Annotated in this window: 19 protein-coding genes; all 19 read left to right on the top strand. The window is 65.9% G+C overall.

All coding sequences use genetic code 11. The annotated features are described in order from the left end of the window. The first annotated feature begins 14 nt into the window (after nucleotides 1–14). The 19 genes from ACFSL2_RS13635 to rplE all read left to right on the top strand — a co-directional run bounded on the left by ACFSL2_RS13635 (nucleotide 15) and on the right by rplE (nucleotide 16,013). Nucleotides 15–3,899, top strand: coding sequence for a DNA-directed RNA polymerase subunit beta' (locus ACFSL2_RS13635; RefSeq protein WP_377198377.1), 3,885 nt, complete (start codon nucleotides 15–17; stop codon nucleotides 3,897–3,899). A 436-nt stretch (nucleotides 3,900–4,335) separates the two neighbouring features. Then, nucleotides 4,336–4,710: a 30S ribosomal protein S12 gene (rpsL, locus tag ACFSL2_RS13630; protein ID WP_108492305.1), complete on the top strand. Its 375-nt coding sequence runs from the start codon at nucleotides 4,336–4,338 to the stop codon at nucleotides 4,708–4,710. Beyond that, nucleotides 4,710–5,180 carry a 30S ribosomal protein S7 gene (gene rpsG / locus ACFSL2_RS13625; RefSeq protein ID WP_182620558.1) on the top strand — a complete coding sequence of 157 codons (471 nt, stop codon included), beginning with the start codon at nucleotides 4,710–4,712 and terminating at the stop codon, nucleotides 5,178–5,180. Before rpsL ends, rpsG begins: the two co-directional genes overlap by 1 nt. A 93-nt stretch (nucleotides 5,181–5,273) precedes the next feature. Further along, nucleotides 5,274–7,376 carry an elongation factor G gene (gene fusA, locus ACFSL2_RS13620; protein WP_377198376.1) on the top strand — a complete coding sequence of 701 codons (2,103 nt, stop codon included), beginning with the start codon at nucleotides 5,274–5,276 and terminating at the stop codon, nucleotides 7,374–7,376. Nucleotides 7,377–7,498: 122 nt separating this feature from the next. Next, the gene (gene tuf / locus ACFSL2_RS13615) at nucleotides 7,499–8,695 is read left to right on the top strand and encodes an elongation factor Tu (RefSeq protein WP_377198375.1); all 1,197 of its coding nucleotides are present in this window, start codon (nucleotides 7,499–7,501) and stop codon (nucleotides 8,693–8,695) included. A 523-nt stretch (nucleotides 8,696–9,218) separates the two neighbouring features. Then, complete coding sequence (rpsJ, locus tag ACFSL2_RS13610; protein ID WP_019146773.1) at nucleotides 9,219–9,527, top strand: 30S ribosomal protein S10; 309 nt, start codon at nucleotides 9,219–9,221, stop codon at nucleotides 9,525–9,527. Nucleotides 9,528–9,541: 14 nt separating this feature from the next. Further along, nucleotides 9,542–10,195, top strand: coding sequence for a 50S ribosomal protein L3 (gene rplC, locus ACFSL2_RS13605; RefSeq protein ID WP_377198374.1), 654 nt, complete (start codon nucleotides 9,542–9,544; stop codon nucleotides 10,193–10,195). Nucleotides 10,196–10,200: 5 nt separating this feature from the next. Then, complete coding sequence (rplD, locus tag ACFSL2_RS13600; RefSeq protein WP_377198373.1) at nucleotides 10,201–10,905, top strand: 50S ribosomal protein L4; 705 nt, start codon at nucleotides 10,201–10,203, stop codon at nucleotides 10,903–10,905. Continuing rightward, complete coding sequence (gene rplW / locus ACFSL2_RS13595; RefSeq protein WP_129788480.1) at nucleotides 10,902–11,204, top strand: 50S ribosomal protein L23; 303 nt, start codon at nucleotides 10,902–10,904, stop codon at nucleotides 11,202–11,204. The genes rplD and rplW overlap by 4 nt, the downstream gene beginning before the upstream one ends. A gap of 31 nt (nucleotides 11,205–11,235) precedes the next feature. Continuing rightward, a complete protein-coding gene (rplB, locus tag ACFSL2_RS13590) occupies nucleotides 11,236–12,072 on the top strand; it encodes a 50S ribosomal protein L2 (protein ID WP_377198372.1) in 837 nt (278 codons plus the stop codon). A 14-nt stretch (nucleotides 12,073–12,086) separates the two neighbouring features. After that, nucleotides 12,087–12,368 carry a 30S ribosomal protein S19 gene (gene rpsS / locus ACFSL2_RS13585; RefSeq protein ID WP_357473565.1) on the top strand — a complete coding sequence of 94 codons (282 nt, stop codon included), beginning with the start codon at nucleotides 12,087–12,089 and terminating at the stop codon, nucleotides 12,366–12,368. 67 nt (nucleotides 12,369–12,435) lie between these two features. After that, entirely contained in the window at nucleotides 12,436–12,795 is a 360-nt protein-coding gene (gene rplV / locus ACFSL2_RS13580) for a 50S ribosomal protein L22 (protein ID WP_253869174.1), read from the top strand. Continuing rightward, complete coding sequence (gene rpsC, locus ACFSL2_RS13575; protein WP_377198371.1) at nucleotides 12,795–13,643, top strand: 30S ribosomal protein S3; 849 nt, start codon at nucleotides 12,795–12,797, stop codon at nucleotides 13,641–13,643. The genes rplV and rpsC overlap by 1 nt, the downstream gene beginning before the upstream one ends. Before the next feature lie 2 nt (nucleotides 13,644–13,645). Next, a complete protein-coding gene (gene rplP / locus ACFSL2_RS13570; protein ID WP_020016120.1) occupies nucleotides 13,646–14,062 on the top strand; it encodes a 50S ribosomal protein L16 in 417 nt (138 codons plus the stop codon). Continuing rightward, complete coding sequence (gene rpmC / locus ACFSL2_RS13565; protein WP_116673593.1) at nucleotides 14,062–14,301, top strand: 50S ribosomal protein L29; 240 nt, start codon at nucleotides 14,062–14,064, stop codon at nucleotides 14,299–14,301. Before rplP ends, rpmC begins: the two co-directional genes overlap by 1 nt. Nucleotides 14,302–14,305: 4 nt before the next feature. After that, nucleotides 14,306–14,593 carry a 30S ribosomal protein S17 gene (rpsQ, locus tag ACFSL2_RS13560; RefSeq protein ID WP_377198370.1) on the top strand — a complete coding sequence of 96 codons (288 nt, stop codon included), beginning with the start codon at nucleotides 14,306–14,308 and terminating at the stop codon, nucleotides 14,591–14,593. Nucleotides 14,594–14,727: 134 nt separating this feature from the next. Next, entirely contained in the window at nucleotides 14,728–15,096 is a 369-nt protein-coding gene (rplN, locus tag ACFSL2_RS13555) for a 50S ribosomal protein L14 (protein ID WP_253869171.1), read from the top strand. A 3-nt stretch (nucleotides 15,097–15,099) separates the two neighbouring features. Continuing rightward, complete coding sequence (rplX, locus tag ACFSL2_RS13550) at nucleotides 15,100–15,441, top strand: 50S ribosomal protein L24 (RefSeq protein WP_253869170.1); 342 nt, start codon at nucleotides 15,100–15,102, stop codon at nucleotides 15,439–15,441. Beyond that, on the top strand, nucleotides 15,441–16,013 hold the full coding sequence (rplE, locus tag ACFSL2_RS13545) for a 50S ribosomal protein L5 (protein ID WP_377198369.1): 573 nt from the start codon (nucleotides 15,441–15,443) through the stop codon (nucleotides 16,011–16,013). The genes rplX and rplE overlap by 1 nt, the downstream gene beginning before the upstream one ends. Nucleotide 16,014: the final 1 nt, after the last annotated feature.

Raw genomic sequence — 16,014 nt, 5'->3', positions numbered from 1 at the left:
GGAAGTAGGACATCTTGCTCGACGTCAACGTCTTCGACGAGCTGCGTATCGGCCTCGCCACGGCCGAGGACATCCGTGCCTGGTCGCACGGTGAGGTCAAGAAGCCAGAGACCATCAACTACCGCACCCTCAAGCCGGAGAAGGACGGGCTCTTCTGCGAGAAGATCTTCGGTCCCACCCGCGACTGGGAGTGCTACTGCGGCAAGTACAAGCGCGTGCGCTTCAAGGGCATCATCTGCGAGCGGTGTGGTGTAGAGGTCACGCGCTCCAAGGTGCGCCGTGAGCGCATGGGCCACATCGAGCTCGCCGCGCCCGTCACGCACATCTGGTTCTTCAAGGGTGTGCCGTCCCGCCTGGGCTACCTGCTGGACCTGGCGCCGAAGGACCTCGAGAAGGTCATCTACTTCGCGGCCTACATGATCACGTCGGTCGACGACGAGGCCCGCCAGGAGGACCTGCCGAACCTGCAGAACGAGATCGATCTCGAGAAGAAGGAGATCTCCGACCGCCGGGACAACGACATCAACACCCGCGCCCAGAAGCTCGAGGCCGACCTGGCCGAGCTCGAGGCCGAGGGTGCCAAGGCTGACGCGCGCCGCAAGGTGCGCGACTCCGCCGAGCGCGAGATGGCTCAGCTGCGCAAGCGCGCGGACCAGGAGCTCGACCGCCTCGAGCAGGTCTGGGACCGGTTCAAGAACCTCAAGGTCGCGGACCTCGAGGGCGACGAGATGCTGTACCGCCAGCTGCAGGACCGCTACGGCACCTACTTCGAGGGCGCGATGGGCGCGAACGCGATCCAGCAGCGCCTCCAGAACTTCGACCTGGACGCCGAGGCCGAGTCGCTGCGCGAGACGATCCGTTCGGGCAAGGGCCAGCGCAAGACCCGTGCCCTCAAGCGGCTCAAGGTCGTGAACGCATTCCTCACGACCACCAACTCGCCCACCGCGATGGTGCTCGACGCCGTCCCGGTCATCCCGCCGGACCTGCGCCCGATGGTGCAGCTCGACGGTGGCCGGTTCGCGACGTCGGACCTGAACGACCTGTACCGCCGCGTCATCAACCGGAACAACCGCCTCAAGCGGCTTCTGGACCTGGGCGCGCCGGAGATCATCGTGAACAACGAGAAGCGGATGCTCCAGGAGGCCGTGGACTCGCTGTTCGACAACGGCCGTCGTGGCCGCCCGGTGACGGGCCCCGGCAACCGTCCGCTGAAGTCGATCTCCGACATGCTCAAGGGCAAGCAGGGCCGGTTCCGCCAGAACCTGCTCGGTAAGCGCGTCGACTACTCGGGCCGTTCGGTCATCGTGGTCGGCCCGCAGCTCAAGCTGCACCAGTGCGGCCTGCCCAAGCAGATGGCGCTCGAGCTGTTCAAGCCGTTCGTCATGAAGCGGCTCGTCGAGCTCAACCACGCGCAGAACATCAAGAGCGCCAAGCGCATGGTCGAGCGCACCCGCCCCGTGGTCTGGGACGTGCTCGAAGAGGTCATCACGGAGCACCCGGTGCTCCTGAACCGTGCGCCGACGCTGCACCGTCTGGGCATCCAGGCCTTCGAGCCGCAGCTCGTCGAGGGCAAGGCCATCCACCTGCACCCGCTCGTGTGCGGCGCGTTCAACGCCGACTTCGACGGTGACCAGATGGCCGTGCACCTGCCCCTGAGCGCCGAGGCGCAGGCCGAGGCCCGCATCCTCATGCTCTCGAGCAACAACATCCTCAAGCCGTCGGACGGCCGTCCGGTGACCATGCCCTCGCAGGACATGATCATCGGTCTGCACCACCTCACGAGCGACCGTCCGGACGCCGTGGGCGAGGGCCGTGCGTTCGGTTCCGTGGCCGAGGCCATCATGGCGTTCGACCGCAACGAGCTGGACATCAACGCCAAGATCAAGTTGCGCATGTCGGACCTGGTGCCGCCGCTGAAGGACTTCGAGGCGCCCGAGGGCTGGGAGCAGGGGCAGCAGCTCCTGTTCGACACCACCCTCGGCCGGTACCTGTTCAACGAGGCGCTGCCCGTCGACTACCCGTACGAGAACGGCGTGGCCGACAAGAAGCGGTTGTCGACGATCGTCAACGACCTCGCCGAGCGCTACCCGAAGGTCGAGGTGGCCGCGGCGCTGGACGCGCTCAAGGACGCCGGCTACCGCTGGGCCACGCGTTCCGGTGTCACGATCGCCATCTCCGACGTCGCCGCACCGACCGCCAAGGCGGAGATCCTCGACGAGCACGAGGCTCGGGCCCTCAAGGTCCAGCAGCAGTTCGAGAGGGGTCTGATCACCGACGACGAGCGCCGTCAGGAGCTCATCGAGATCTGGACGCAGGCCACCGACAAGGTCGCACAGGCCATGCGGGTCAACCTCGAGAGCGACGCGCGGAACACCGTCATGCGCATGGTGGGTTCGGGTGCCCGTGGTAACTGGATGCAGGTCCGTCAGATCGCCGGTATGCGTGGTCTCGTGGCGAACCCGAAGGGTGAGATCATCCCTCGCCCGATCAAGTCCAACTACCGTGAGGGCCTGTCCGTCCTCGAGTACTTCATCGCGACGCACGGTGCCCGTAAGGGTCTGGCCGACACGGCCCTCCGTACGGCGGACTCGGGTTACCTGACCCGTCGTCTGGTGGACGTCTCGCAGGACGTCATCATCCGCGAGGAGGACTGCGGTACCGAGCGTGGCCTCACGCTGCCGGTCGCCGAGAAGCTCCCGGACGGCTCGCTCGTCCCGGACGACCGCGTCGAGACCAGCATCTACTCGCGGACCTTCGCGACCGACGTGGCGGACGCCGACGGCAACGTCATCGCGACCGCCGGTTCGGACGCGGGCGACGTCATCATCGACCAGGTGATCGCCGCAGGCATCGAGAGCGTCAAGGTCCGTTCGGTCCTGACGTGCGAGTCCCGCGTGGGTACCTGCGCGAAGTGCTACGGCCGCTCCCTGGCCACGGGTCTGCTCGTGGACATCGGCGAGGCCGTCGGCATCATCGCGGCGCAGTCGATCGGTGAGCCGGGCACGCAGCTGACGATGCGTACCTTCCACACCGGTGGTGTGGCTGCCGCCGAGGACATCACGCAGGGTCTGCCGCGTGTCACCGAGCTCTTCGAGGCCCGCACCCCGAAGGGTGAGGCGCCGATCGCGGAGTACACGGGTCGCGTGACGATCGAGGACACCGAGCGGACGCGTCACCTCGTGCTGACGCCGGACGACGGTGGCGAGGAGATCAAGTACCCGGTCACGAAGCGTGCGCGCCTCAAGATCGCGGACGGCGACCACGTCACCGTGGGTACGCAGCTCGTCCAGGGTGCTGTCGACCCGAAGAAGGTGCTGCGGATCCTCGGCCCGCGGGCCACGCAGACGCACCTGGTGGACCAGGTCCAGGAGACCTACCGCAGCCAGGGCGTGGACATCCACGACAAGCACATCGAGGTCATCGTGCGGCAGATGCTGCGTCGCGTGACCGTGCTCGACTCGGGTGACTCGCACCTGCTGCCCGGTGAGCTCGCGGAGCGCATGCGCTTCGAGGACGCGAACCGCAAGGCCGTGTCGGAGGGTGGCCAGCCGGCCGCCGGCCGTCCGGAGCTGATGGGTATCACGAAGGCCTCGCTCGCCACCGACTCGTGGCTCTCGGCGGCCTCCTTCCAGGAGACCACCCGAGTGCTCACCGAGGCGTCGATGAGCGGCCGCCGTGACCCGCTGCTGGGTCTCAAGGAGAACGTCATCATCGGTAAGCTCATCCCGGCCGGTACGGGGCTGCCCCGCTACCGCAACGTCGAGGTCGAGCCCACCGAGCAGGCCAAGGCCGAGCTCTACCCGAGCTTCGGCTACGACGAGATCGACTTCCCGACGCTCGGTATGGGCTCGGGCGAGGCGATCCCGCTGGAGGACCTGGACCTCGGCGACTTCCGCTGATCCGATCCTCTGCGAACCAGGTAGTGCGCGCCTGCCCGGTCCTGACCAGCTCGACCCTCGTCGGTCGGGCCGGGTCGGGGCCGGGCAGGCGCTCTACGTGGGGGTTTCGGGCCCATCTCACACCCGATTCGTTTTGACCCCCCGTAAACACGTGAGTATTCTTAGAATTCGTGCCCGCGCCGTCGGGCCGCACCTCCTGAAGGCCGCCGCAGGGCAGCTTCGGAAGCGGCCGATGTGAGTGCGTGGGCATCCTGGTGTAATCCTCCGGGGCACGTCGTGCCCTGATGGTGGAGCCAGGCCATCGAGCCGGTGGTACGTGGCGTAGCAGTCCCCGTGGGGGCTGTGGGTGCCGCATGCGATCGGCACGCACAAGCCAAACCATCGACGGGGACGCCGGCAGGGCGTCGCCGAAGCTCAAGAAGACGACGGAGACGTAGTGCCTACGATCCAGCAGCTCGTCCGCAAGGGGCGTACCTCGAAGGTCACGGCGTCCAAGACGCCGGCCCTTCATGCCTCCCCTCAGCGGCGCGGTGTGTGCACTCGCGTGTACACCACCACCCCCAAGAAGCCGAACTCGGCGCTCCGCAAGGTCGCGCGTGTGAAGCTCTCCTCCGGTACCGAAGTCACCGCGTACATTCCCGGTGTCGGCCACAACCTGCAGGAGCACTCGATCGTGCTCGTGCGTGGCGGCCGTGTGAAGGACCTTCCCGGCGTCCGTTACAAGATCGTCCGTGGCGCGCTTGACACCCAGGGTGTCAAGGGGCGCAAGCAGGGTCGGAGCAAGTACGGCGCCAAGAAGGAGAAGAGCTGATGCCCCGCAAGGGTCCGGCCCCGAAGCGGCCGCTCATCGTTGACCCGGTGTACGGGTCCCCGGTCGTCACGCAGCTGATCAACAAGGTCCTGCTCGACGGCAAGAAGTCGACCGCCGAGGCGATCGTCTACGGCGCCCTCGAGGGCGTCCGCTCCAAGACTGACGGCGACCCGGTCGTGGTGCTCAAGCGCGCGCTGGACAACGTCCGTCCCGCGCTCGAGGTGCGCAGCCGCCGCGTCGGTGGTGCCACGTACCAGGTGCCGGTCGACGTTCGCCCCACGCGTGCCACCACGCTCGCGCTGCGCTGGCTCACCGACTTCTCCCGCGCTCGTCGCGAGAAGACGATGACCGAGCGTCTCATGAACGAGATCCTCGACGCGTCGAACGGTCTCGGTGCTGCGGTCAAGCGCCGCGAGGACATGCACAAGATGGCCGACTCCAACAAGGCCTTCGCGCACTACCGCTGGTAGTAGCCATCGAGCGGCCCCGGGTTACCCCGGGGCCGTCGGTGGATGCTTGACCGCCGGCCCCCAGCCCACCTTCAGACCAAGGGGTAAGACACCGTGGCACTCGACGTGCTGACCGACCTGAACAAGGTCCGCAACATCGGCATCATGGCCCATATCGATGCCGGCAAGACCACGACGACCGAGCGCATCCTGTTCTACACGGGTGTGAACTACAAGATCGGTGAGACGCACGACGGTGCGTCGACGATGGACTGGATGGAGCAGGAGCAGGAGCGCGGCATCACGATCACGTCCGCCGCGACGACCTGCTACTGGAAGAACAACCAGATCAACATCATCGATACGCCGGGTCACGTCGACTTCACGGTCGAGGTGGAGCGTTCGCTCCGCGTGCTCGACGGTGCCGTTGCCGTGTTCGACGGCAAGGAGGGCGTCGAGCCCCAGTCGGAGACGGTCTGGCGCCAGGCGGACAAGTACGACGTCCCGCGCATCTGCTTCGTCAACAAGATGGACAAGCTGGGTGCGGACTTCTACTTCACCGTTGACACCATCGTCAACCGCCTGAAGGCGAAGCCGCTCGTCATCCAGCTGCCGATCGGGTCGGAGAACGACTTCATCGGTGTCGTCGACCTGATCGAGCAGAAGGCTCTGGTCTGGCGCGGCGAGACCAAGCTCGGTGAGTCCTACGAGACCGAGGAGATCCCGGCCGACCTCGTCGAGAAGGCCGCGCAGTACCGCGCCGAGCTCGTCGAGGCCGTCGCGGAGGCGGACGACGAGCTGCTCGAGAAGTTCCTCGGTGGCGAAGAGCTGACGATCCCGGAGATCAAGGCCGGTATCCGTAAGCTCGTCATCAGCTCGTCGGCCTTCCCGGTCCTGTGCGGCTCGGCGTTCAAGAACAAGGGCGTGCAGCCCATGCTCGACGCCGTGATCGACTACCTGCCCACTCCGCTCGACGTGCCGGCCGTTCAGGGCCACGACGTCAAGGACCCGGAGAAGATCGTCGAGCGTCGTCCGGACGAGACGGAGCCGTTCTCGGCTCTCGCCTTCAAGGTCGCCACGCACCCGTTCTTCGGCAAGCTGACCTACGTCCGCGTCTACTCCGGCAAGGTCGCGCAGGGCGCGCAGGTGCAGAACTCGACGAAGGGCAAGAAGGAGCGCATCGGGAAGCTCTTCCAGATGCACTCCAACAAGGAGAACCCGGTCGAGGAAGCGCACGCCGGCCACATCTACGCGTTCATCGGGCTCAAGGACGTCACCACCGGTGACACCCTCTCCGACCCGGGGAACCAGGTGATCCTGGAGTCGATGAGCTTCCCGGAGCCCGTCATCGACGTGGCGATCGAGCCGAAGACGAAGGCCGACCAGGAGAAGCTGTCGACCGCGATCCAGAAGCTCGCGCAGGAGGACCCGACGTTCCGGGTGCGCCTGGACGAGGAGACCGGCCAGACCGTCATCGGCGGTATGGGCGAGCTTCACCTCGACATCCTCGTCGACCGTATGCGTCGCGAGTTCAAGGTCGAGGCCAACGTCGGTAAGCCGCAGGTCGCCTACCGCGAGACCATTCGCCGCGTTGCGGAGAAGGTCGACTACACGCACAAGAAGCAGACCGGTGGTTCCGGCCAGTTCGCCAAGGTCCAGGTGACCTTCGCACCGCTGGAGACGACGGAGGGCGAGCTCTACGAGTTCGAGAACGCCGTCACCGGTGGCCGCATCCCCCGTGAGTACATCCCGTCCGTGGACGCTGGTATCCAGTCGGCCATGCAGCAGGGTGTCCTGGCAGGCTTCCCGGTCGTCGGCGTCAAGGCGTCGCTGATCGATGGTGCGTACCACGACGTCGACTCCTCGGAGATGGCGTTCAAGATTGCCGGTTCGATGGTCTTCAAGGAAGGCGTCAGGCGCGCCGACCCGGTCCTGCTCGAGCCGGTCATGGCCGTCGAGGTGCGTACGCCCGAGGAGTACATGGGCGACGTGATCGGCGACATCAACTCCCGACGTGGCATGATCCAGTCCATGGAGGACGCGACCGGTGTCAAGGTCGTTCGCGCCCAGGTGCCGCTGAGCGAGATGTTCGGTTACATCGGCGACCTCCGGTCGAAGACCCAGGGTCGCGCGGTGTACTCGATGCAGTTCGACAGCTACGCCGAGGTTCCCAAGGCAGTTGCCGAAGAGATCATCAAGAAGACCCGGGGCGAGTGAGTCCCCACAGGTCGACCCGCACAACCAACCTGTAGGAAGAACCGCACGCCCCGCAGTTGTAGGCTTCTTGGCCGAGCATCTGCAACGTTCGGAACATCTACCCAAGTCCCAGGAGGACCCCAGTGGCTAAGGCCAAGTTCGAGCGGACCAAGCCGCACGTCAACATCGGCACGATCGGTCACGTCGACCACGGTAAGACGACGCTGACCGCCGCGATCTCGAAGACGCTTGCGGACAAGTACCCGGACCTTCCGGCGAACACGGCGCAGGCGTTCGACACGATCGACGCCGCGCCGGAGGAGAAGCAGCGCGGTATCACGATCAACATCGCGCACATCGAGTACGAGACGCCGGCGCGCCACTACGCGCACGTCGACGCCCCGGGTCACGCCGACTACATCAAGAACATGATCACCGGTGCCGCGCAGATGGACGGCGCGATCCTGGTGGTCGCCGCGACCGACGGTCCGATGGCCCAGACGCGTGAGCACGTGCTGCTCGCCCGCCAGGTCGGCGTGCCCTACCTGCTCGTGGCGCTCAACAAGGCCGACATGGTCGACGACGAGGAGATCCTCGAGCTCGTCGAGATGGAGGTCCGTGAGCTCCTCTCCTCGCAGGAGTTCGACGGCGACAACGCGCCCGTCGTTCGTGTCTCGGGCCTGAAGGCTCTCGAGGGCGACGCCGAGTGGGTCGAGAAGGTCGTCGAGCTGATGAACGCTGTCGACGAGAACGTGCCGGAGCCGGTGCGCGACCTCGACAAGCCCTTCCTCATGCCGATCGAGGACGTCTTCACGATCACCGGTCGTGGCACCGTCGTCACCGGTAAGGTCGAGCGCGGCAAGCTGGACATCAACTCCGACGTCGAGATCGTCGGTATCCGCGAGCCGCAGAAGACCACGGTCACGGGCATCGAGACGTTCCACAAGCAGATGGACCAGGCTCAGGCCGGCGACAACACCGGTCTGCTCCTGCGTGGCATCAAGCGCGAGGACGTCGAGCGCGGGCAGGTCATCGTGAAGCCGGGTTCGATCACCCCGCACACGAACTTCGAGGCTCAGGTCTACATCCTGGGCAAGGACGAGGGTGGCCGTCACAACCCGTTCTACTCGAACTACCGCCCGCAGTTCTACTTCCGTACCACGGACGTCACCGGCGTCATCACGCTGCCCGAGGGCACCGAGATGGTCATGCCCGGCGACAACACCGAGATGTCGGTCGAGCTCATCCAGCCGATCGCCATGGAGGAGGGTCTGGGCTTCGCCATCCGCGAGGGTGGCCGCACGGTCGGTTCAGGCCGTGTCACCAAGATCATCAAGTGATCTTGTAGCACAGATCATCTGACGGAAGTCAGCTGAACGATGGGGCCCGGGTGCTTCGGCGCTCGGGCCCCATCGTGCAAGTCGTCAGCGTCACAGTGTCTCCGTTTGGTACATGCGGAGACGTGTGGCAAGATTGCATAGTTGCCTGTCACAGGCGCGCTCTTTCAAGTGTCGAACAGTGTGCAGAACCGCAGTCCTTGGTCCCGGTCCTCCGGGGTCAACAGAGGCTGGAGCGGTCACCCTCCCGGGGAAAACCGGGTGTGGGGTCGCGGGGTTTATCGCCTGCTATTCGATGCGTATGAGGCGCCCCGCGGAGCACACGTCCTCCGGTCTTCCGGAGGGACTGTTCCGAGCAGGCTCGGCAAACGTCGTGGTCGGTCCCGGCTGTACAGCCAGGGCAGATCACTTCCCAACGGCCCCGCACCAGTAGCGGTGTTCTGCGCCCGGCTGTGCCGCTTTAAGCGACACGCCCGAGTGCGTGGGTCGGACAGTAGCGGTTCGAGAGAGAGAGTCAGACGACGCCATGGCGGGACAGAAGATCCGCATCCGGCTCAAGTCCTACGACCACGAGGTGATCGACAGTTCGGCGCGCAAGATCGTCGACACGGTCACTCGCGCTGGTGCGACGGTCGTGGGTCCGGTGCCGCTGCCGACGGAGAAGAACGTCTTCGTTGTGATCCGGTCGCCTCACAAGTACAAGGACAGCCGTGAGCACTTCGAGATGCGTACGCACAAGCGGCTCATCGACATCATCGATCCCACTCCCAAGGCCGTCGACTCGCTCATGCGACTCGACCTGCCGGCGGACGTGAACATCGAGATCAAGCTCTGAGGCTGGAGGACATCATGACCAACCAGCAGAAGAACGTGACCGCGTTGCTCGGGACCAAGCTTGGTATGACCCAGCTCTGGGACGAGGCAGGACGCCTCGTGCCGGTGACCGTGGTCTCCGTGGGCACCAATGTGGTGACCCAGGTCCGCACGGTGGACGCCGACGGTTATGCGGCTGTTCAGCTCGCGACCGGCCAGGTCGACCCGCGCAAGGTCACCAAGCCCCTGAAGGGCCACTTCGAGAAGGCCGGCGTCACGCCGCGCCGCCACGTGGCCGAGATCCGCACCGAGAACGCCTCCGAGTTCACCCTCGGCCAGGAGATCACCGCTGAGGCCTTCGAGGCCGGCGCACTGGTCGACGTGGTGGGCACGACCAAGGGCAAGGGCACCGCCGGTGTGATGAAGCGTCACGGCTTCTCCGGCGTCGGCGCCTCGCACGGTGCGCACCGTAACCACCGCAAGCCCGGCTCGATCGGTGGCGCTTCGACGCCGTCGCGAGTCTTCAAGGGCATGCGGATGGCAGGTCGGATGGGTAATGACCGTCAGACCACCCAGAACCTGACCGTTCACGCGGTCGACGCAGAGAAGGGCCTGCTGCTCGTCAAGGGCGCAGTTCCGGGCCCCAAGGGTGGCGTCGTCCTCGTGCGTAACGCCGCGAAGGGAGCGTGAACCCGATGTCCGCTCTGACTGTCGACGTCCTGGACGCCCAGGGCAAGAAGTCCGGCACCGCCGAGCTCCCCTCCGAGGTGTTCGACGTCGCCGTGAACATCCCGCTGATCCACCAGGTGGTCGTTGCGCAGCGCGCAGCCGCCCGCCAGGGCACAGCGTCCACGAAGACTCGTGGCGAGGTCCGCGGTGGTGGCCGCAAGCCGTACAAGCAGAAGGGCACCGGTCGCGCCCGCCAGGGTTCGACGCGTGCTCCGCAGTTCGCCGGCGGTGGCACCGTCCACGGCCCGCAGCCGCGCAAGTACGACCAGCGCACCCCGAAGAAGATGAAGGCCGCCGCCCTGCGCGGTGCGCTCTCTGACCGCGCTCGTGCCGGTCGCGTGCACGTCGTTGCCGGCTTCGGCATCGACGGTGTCCCGTCGACCAAGACGGCGCTCGCCACGATCACGAGGCTCACGACGCGCGGCAACGTGCTCGTCGTGACGCAGCGCGACGACGAGGCCACGGTCAAGTCCCTGCGCAACGTGCCCGAGGTGCACCTCCTGGTCGCTGACCAGCTGAACACCTACGACGTGCTCATCTCCGACGACGTCATCTTCACCGAGGGTGCTCTTGCAGCGTTCCTCGAGGGCCCGACCAAGGGCGCGAAGGCTGTCGCCACTGAGTCGGAGATCGGGTCCGAGGCTGATATCACCGAGGAGACTGCCAAGTGACTGTCACCGTGAAGGACCCGCGCGACATCCTGCTCGCGCCGGTCGTCTCTGAGAAGAGCTACAACCTCCTCGACGAGGGCAAGTACACCTTCATCGTGGACCCGAGCGCGAACAAGACCGAGATCAAGATTGCTATCGAGAAGGTCTTCAGCGTCAAGGTCGCTTCGGTGAACACCATGAACCGCAAGGGCAAGACGCGTCGCACGCGTTTCGGCCTCGGCAAGCGCAAGGACACGAAGCGTGCGATCGTCACCCTCCGCGAGGGCACGATCGACATCTTCGGTGGTCCGGTCGGCTGAGCTGACGAGAGACGATTGAGGACAGGTTTCCATGGGAATCCGTAAGTACAAGCCGACAACGCCCGGCCGTCGCGGCTCCAGCGTCGCCGACTTCGTCGAGGTCACGCGCTCACAGCCGGAGAAGTCGCTGATCCGTCCGCTGAGCAAGACCGGTGGTCGTAACAACACCGGTCGCATCACGACGCGTCACAAGGGCGGTGGCCACAAGCGTGCCTACCGCGTCATCGACTTCCGTCGTCACGACAAGGACGGCGTGCCTGCGAAGGTCGCTCACATCGAGTACGACCCCAACCGCACGGCGCGCATCGCGCTCCTGCACTACGCGGACGGCGAGAAGCGCTACATCATCGCGCCGAACAAGCTGTCGCAGGGCGACCGCATCGAAGCTGGTGCGGGTGCCGACATCAAGCCCGGCAACAACCTGCCGCTGCGCAACATCCCGACCGGTACGGTCCTCCACGCCATCGAGCTTCGGCCCGGCGGCGGTGCGAAGATCGCTCGTTCGGCTGGTGCGTCGGTGCAGCTCGTTGCCAAGGACGGCCCTCACGCGCAGCTGCGCATGCCGTCCGGCGAGATCCGCTACGTCGACCTGCGCTGCCGCGCCACGGTCGGCGAGGTCGGCAACGCCGAGCAGTCGAACATCAGCTGGGGCAAGGCCGGCCGCATGCGCTGGAAGGGCAAGCGCCCGACCGTGCGTGGCGTCGCCATGAACCCGGTGGACCACCCCCACGGTGGTGGTGAAGGCAAGACGTCCGGTGGACGCCACCCGGTGAGCCCTTGGGGCCAGCCGGAGGGTCGTACCCGCCGTCCGAACAAGTCGAGCGACCGGATGATCGTCCGTCGCCGTCGTACCGGCAAGAAGCGCTGATAGGAGCCTGAAACATGCCTCGTAGCCTGAAGAAGGGCCCCTTCGTAGACGACCACCTCCAGAAGAAGGTGGACGTCCAGAACGAGAAGGGGACCAAGACAGTTATCAAGACCTGGTCCCGTCGGTCGGTCGTTACGCCCGACTTTCTCGGTCACACTTTTGCCGTGCACGACGGTCGCAAGCACGTCCCGGTCTTCGTGACCGAGTCGATGGTCGGCCACAAGCTCGGCGAGTTCGCTCCCACGCGGACCTTCCGCGGCCACGTGAAGGACGACAGGAAGGGTCGTCGCCGCTGACGCGTGGGGTTCTCCCCACCACAGCAGTGATGACCTGGACTGTCTGAGAAAAGGAAGCAGGACAGCAATGGAAGCCAAGGCGCAGGCGCGGTTCGTCCGTGTCACGCCCCAGAAGGCCCGGCGCGTCGTGGACCTCATCCGTGGCAAGCAGGCCTCTGAGGCCGTCGCGGTGCTGAAGTTCGCACCGCAGGCCGCCAGTGAGCCGATCCGCAAGGTTGTGGAGAGCGCGATCGCCAATGCTCGGGTGAAGGCCGACCGCGCGAGCGAGCGCTTCGACGAGGGCGACCTGGTCGTCTCCGTCGCGTTCGTGGACGAGGGGCCGACGCTCAAGCGTTTCCGCCCGCGGGCTCAGGGACGTGCTACGCGCATTCTTAAGCGCACCAGCCACATCACCGTGGTGCTCGCCGACAAGGAAGGGGCCCGATAGTGGGACAGAAGGTTCACCCGCACGGGTACCGCCTGGGTATTACGACTGACCACCGGTCGCGTTGGTTCGCCGACAGCACCAAGCCCGGTCAGCGGTACCGCGACTACGTCCGTGAGGACGTTCAGATCCGCAAGCTCATGAGCACTGGTCTCGAGCGTGCCGGTATCTCCAAGGTTGAGATCGAGCGCACCCGCGACCGTGTCCGCGTGGACATCCACACGGCACGTCCGGGCATCGTGATCGGCCGTCGAGGTGCTGAGGCCGACCGCATCCGCGGTGAGCTCGAGAAGCTCACGGGCAAGCAGGTTCAGCTCAACATCCTCGAGGTCAAGAACGCGGAGATCGACGCGCAGCTCGTTGCTCAGGGCATTGCCGAGCAGCTGGCCAGCCGTGTCTCCTTCCGTCGTGCGATGCGCAAGGGCATGCAGTCCGCCCAGCGTGCCGGCGCGAAGGGTATCCGCGTGCAGGTCGCCGGCCGCCTCGGCGGCGCCGAGATGAGCCGTTCGGAGTTCTACCGCGAGGGCCGCGTGCCCCTGCACACGCTCCGTGCGTACATCGACTACGGCTTCTACGAGGCCCGCACGACCTTCGGCCGCATCGGCGTGAAGGTCTGGATCTACAAGGGCGAGACCACCGAGAAGGAGTTCGCCGCTCAGCAGGCTGCTGCCGCTCCCCGTCAGGGCCGTGGCCGTGGCGAGCGCGGTGAGCGTGGCGAGCGTGGCGGCGAGCGTCGCGGTGGCGGTCGTCGTAACGAGCGTCCGGCCGAGCGCAGTGCTGAGGCAGCCACTGGTACGCCAGCGGCTGAGGCTCCTGCTGCACCGGCCGCAGAGACCGGAACGGAGGCCTGACCATGCTGATCCCCCGCAGGGTCAAGCACCGCAAGCAGCACCACCCCTCGCGCTCCGGCGCGGCCAAGGGTGGCACGCAGATCGCGTTCGGCGACTTCGGCATCCAGGCTCTGGAGCCGGCGTACGTCACCAACCGCCAGATCGAGGCGGCGCGTATCGCAATGACTCGCCACATCAAGCGTGGCGGCAAGGTGTGGATCAACATCTACCCGGACCGTCCGCTGACGAAGAAGCCTGCCGAGACCCGCATGGGTTCCGGTAAGGGTTCGCCGGAGTGGTGGGTCGCCAACGTCAAGCCGGGCCGCATCGTTTTCGAGCTGGCCGGTGTCGACGAGTCCCTTGCACGTGAGGCCATGCGCCGCGCGATGCACAAGCTCCCGATGAAGTGCCGTTTCGTGGTGCGCGAGGGTGGTGTCTGATGGCTATCGGTACGCAGGGGCTTGCCCCCATCGATCTGGATGGCATGGATGACGAGACTCTCGTCGCCAAGCTGAAGGAAGCCAAGGAGGAGCTCTTCAACCTCCGCTTCCAGTCGGCGACCGGCCAGCTCGAGAGCCACGGTCGTCTCAAGGCCGTGCGTCGCGACATCGCTCGGATCTACACGATCCTGCGTGAGCGCGAGCTCGGCATCCGTACGGCTCCGAGCGTGAGTGAGTGAGGCAATGAGCGAGAACACGACTGCTGCGGCCCCCGAGGCCCAGCGCGCGACGCGTAAGGTGCGCCGTGGCTACGTGGTCAGCGACAAGATGGACAAGACCATCGTGATCGAGGTCGAGGACCGGGTGAAGCACCCGCTCTACGCCAAGGTCATCCGTCGCACCACGAAGGTCAAGGCGCACGACGAGCAGAACACCGCCGGCATCGGCGACCTGGTCGTCATCATGGAGACCCGCCCGCTTTCCGCCACCAAGCGGTTCCGCCTGGTGGAGATCCTCGAGAAGGCCAAGTAAGGACTTCTCTCAGCGCTGGGGGCGGTGCGTGACACACGTACGCGTGTCGCCCCCAGCACAAAAACTATCCGTTCGGCCAGGCTCGCCGGATCCGTTCCGCGCGAGAACCAGTTCGACGACAGGAGTTCATTCAAATGATCCAGCAGGAGTCGCGACTTCGGGTCGCCGACAACACGGGTGCCAAGGAGATTCTCTGCATCCGCGTTCTCGGTGGCTCCGGCCGTCGCTACGCCGGAATCGGCGACACCATCGTCGCCACCGTCAAGGACGCGATCCCGGGCGGCAACGTGAAGAAGGGCGACGTCATCAAGGCCGTCGTCGTCCGGACCGCCAAGGAGCGCCGCCGTCCCGACGGTTCCTACATCAAGTTCGACGAGAATGCCGCCGTCATCCTGAAGAGCGACGGCGAGCCTCGCGGCACCCGCATCTTCGGCCCGGTGGGTCGTGAGCTGCGCGACAAGCGGTTCATGAAGATCATCTCGCTGGCACCGGAGGTGCTCTGACCCATGGCGAAGATCAAGAAGGGCGACCAGGTCATCGTGATCTCGGGTCGTGACAAGGGCAAGACCGGCCGGGTGCTCGAAGTCTTCAAGGACTCCGACCGCCTCGTGGTCGAGGGCGTTCAGCGCGTCACGAAGCACACCAAGGTGGGCCAGTCGCAGCGCGGCGCCCGTACCGGTGGCATCGAGACGGTCGAAGCGCCGATCCACGTGAGCAACGTGATGATCGTCGACCCGGAGTCCAAGAAGGGCACCCGTGTCGGGTACCGCGAGGAGCAGGTGGAGCGGGACGGTCGTACCAAGACCGTCCGGATCCGCGTTGCGAAGCGCTCCGGGAAGGACATCTGATGACCGAGACGACCATCGAGGCCCCGGCCCTGCCGCGCCTCAAGCAGAAGTACCGCGACGAGATCCTCCCGGCGCTGATCGAGGAGTTCGGCCACAAGAACCTGCACCAGGCCGGCGGTCTCACGAAGATCGTCGTGAACATGGGTGTGGGCGACGCGGCCAAGGACTCGAAGCTCATCGAGGGCGCTATCCGCGACCTCTCGGCGATCACCGGTCAGAAGCCGCAGGTCACCAAGGCTCGGAAGTCCATCGCGCAGTTCAAGCTGCGCGAGGGCATGCCGATCGGTGCGCACGTGACTCTTCGCGGTGACCGCATGTGGGAGTTCCTGGACCGTCTGCTGGCAACCGCGCTGCCGCGTATTCGCGACTTCCGCGGTCTGTCGCCCAAGCAGTTCGACGGCCACGGCAACTACACCTTCGGTCTCACGGAGCAGTCGATGTTCCACGAGATCGACCAGGACAAGATCGACCGGGTCCGCGGTATGGACATCACGGTCGTGACGACGGCGACGACCGACGACGAGGGCCGCTCTCTGCTGCGCCGTCTCGGCTTCCCCTTCAAGGAGAACTGAC

Source organism: Promicromonospora aerolata (genome assembly GCF_042682255.1).
GTDB classification, from domain to species: domain Bacteria; phylum Actinomycetota; class Actinomycetes; order Actinomycetales; family Cellulomonadaceae; genus Promicromonospora; species Promicromonospora aerolata.
This window is presented reverse-complemented; position numbering and strand designations above follow the sequence as displayed.

What these genes read in the sequence shown, in the direction of transcription:
- rpsG (WP_182620558.1), top strand. Translation starts at nt 4,710, where the DNA reads ATGCCCCGCAAGGGTCCGGCCCCGAAGCGGCCGCTCATCGTTGACCCG.
- rpsJ (WP_019146773.1), top strand. Translation starts at nt 9,219, where the DNA reads ATGGCGGGACAGAAGATCCGCATCCGGCTCAAGTCCTACGACCACGAG.
- rplC (WP_377198374.1), top strand. Translation starts at nt 9,542, where the DNA reads ATGACCAACCAGCAGAAGAACGTGACCGCGTTGCTCGGGACCAAGCTT.
- rplD (WP_377198373.1), top strand. Translation starts at nt 10,201, where the DNA reads ATGTCCGCTCTGACTGTCGACGTCCTGGACGCCCAGGGCAAGAAGTCC.
- rplB (WP_377198372.1), top strand. Translation starts at nt 11,236, where the DNA reads ATGGGAATCCGTAAGTACAAGCCGACAACGCCCGGCCGTCGCGGCTCC.
- rpsS (WP_357473565.1), top strand. Translation starts at nt 12,087, where the DNA reads ATGCCTCGTAGCCTGAAGAAGGGCCCCTTCGTAGACGACCACCTCCAG.
- rplV (WP_253869174.1), top strand. Translation starts at nt 12,436, where the DNA reads ATGGAAGCCAAGGCGCAGGCGCGGTTCGTCCGTGTCACGCCCCAGAAG.
- rplP (WP_020016120.1), top strand. Translation starts at nt 13,646, where the DNA reads ATGCTGATCCCCCGCAGGGTCAAGCACCGCAAGCAGCACCACCCCTCG.
- rpmC (WP_116673593.1), top strand. Translation starts at nt 14,062, where the DNA reads ATGGCTATCGGTACGCAGGGGCTTGCCCCCATCGATCTGGATGGCATG.
- rpsQ (WP_377198370.1), top strand. Translation starts at nt 14,306, where the DNA reads ATGAGCGAGAACACGACTGCTGCGGCCCCCGAGGCCCAGCGCGCGACG.
- rplN (WP_253869171.1), top strand. Translation starts at nt 14,728, where the DNA reads ATGATCCAGCAGGAGTCGCGACTTCGGGTCGCCGACAACACGGGTGCC.
- rplX (WP_253869170.1), top strand. Translation starts at nt 15,100, where the DNA reads ATGGCGAAGATCAAGAAGGGCGACCAGGTCATCGTGATCTCGGGTCGT.
- rplE (WP_377198369.1), top strand. Translation starts at nt 15,441, where the DNA reads ATGACCGAGACGACCATCGAGGCCCCGGCCCTGCCGCGCCTCAAGCAG.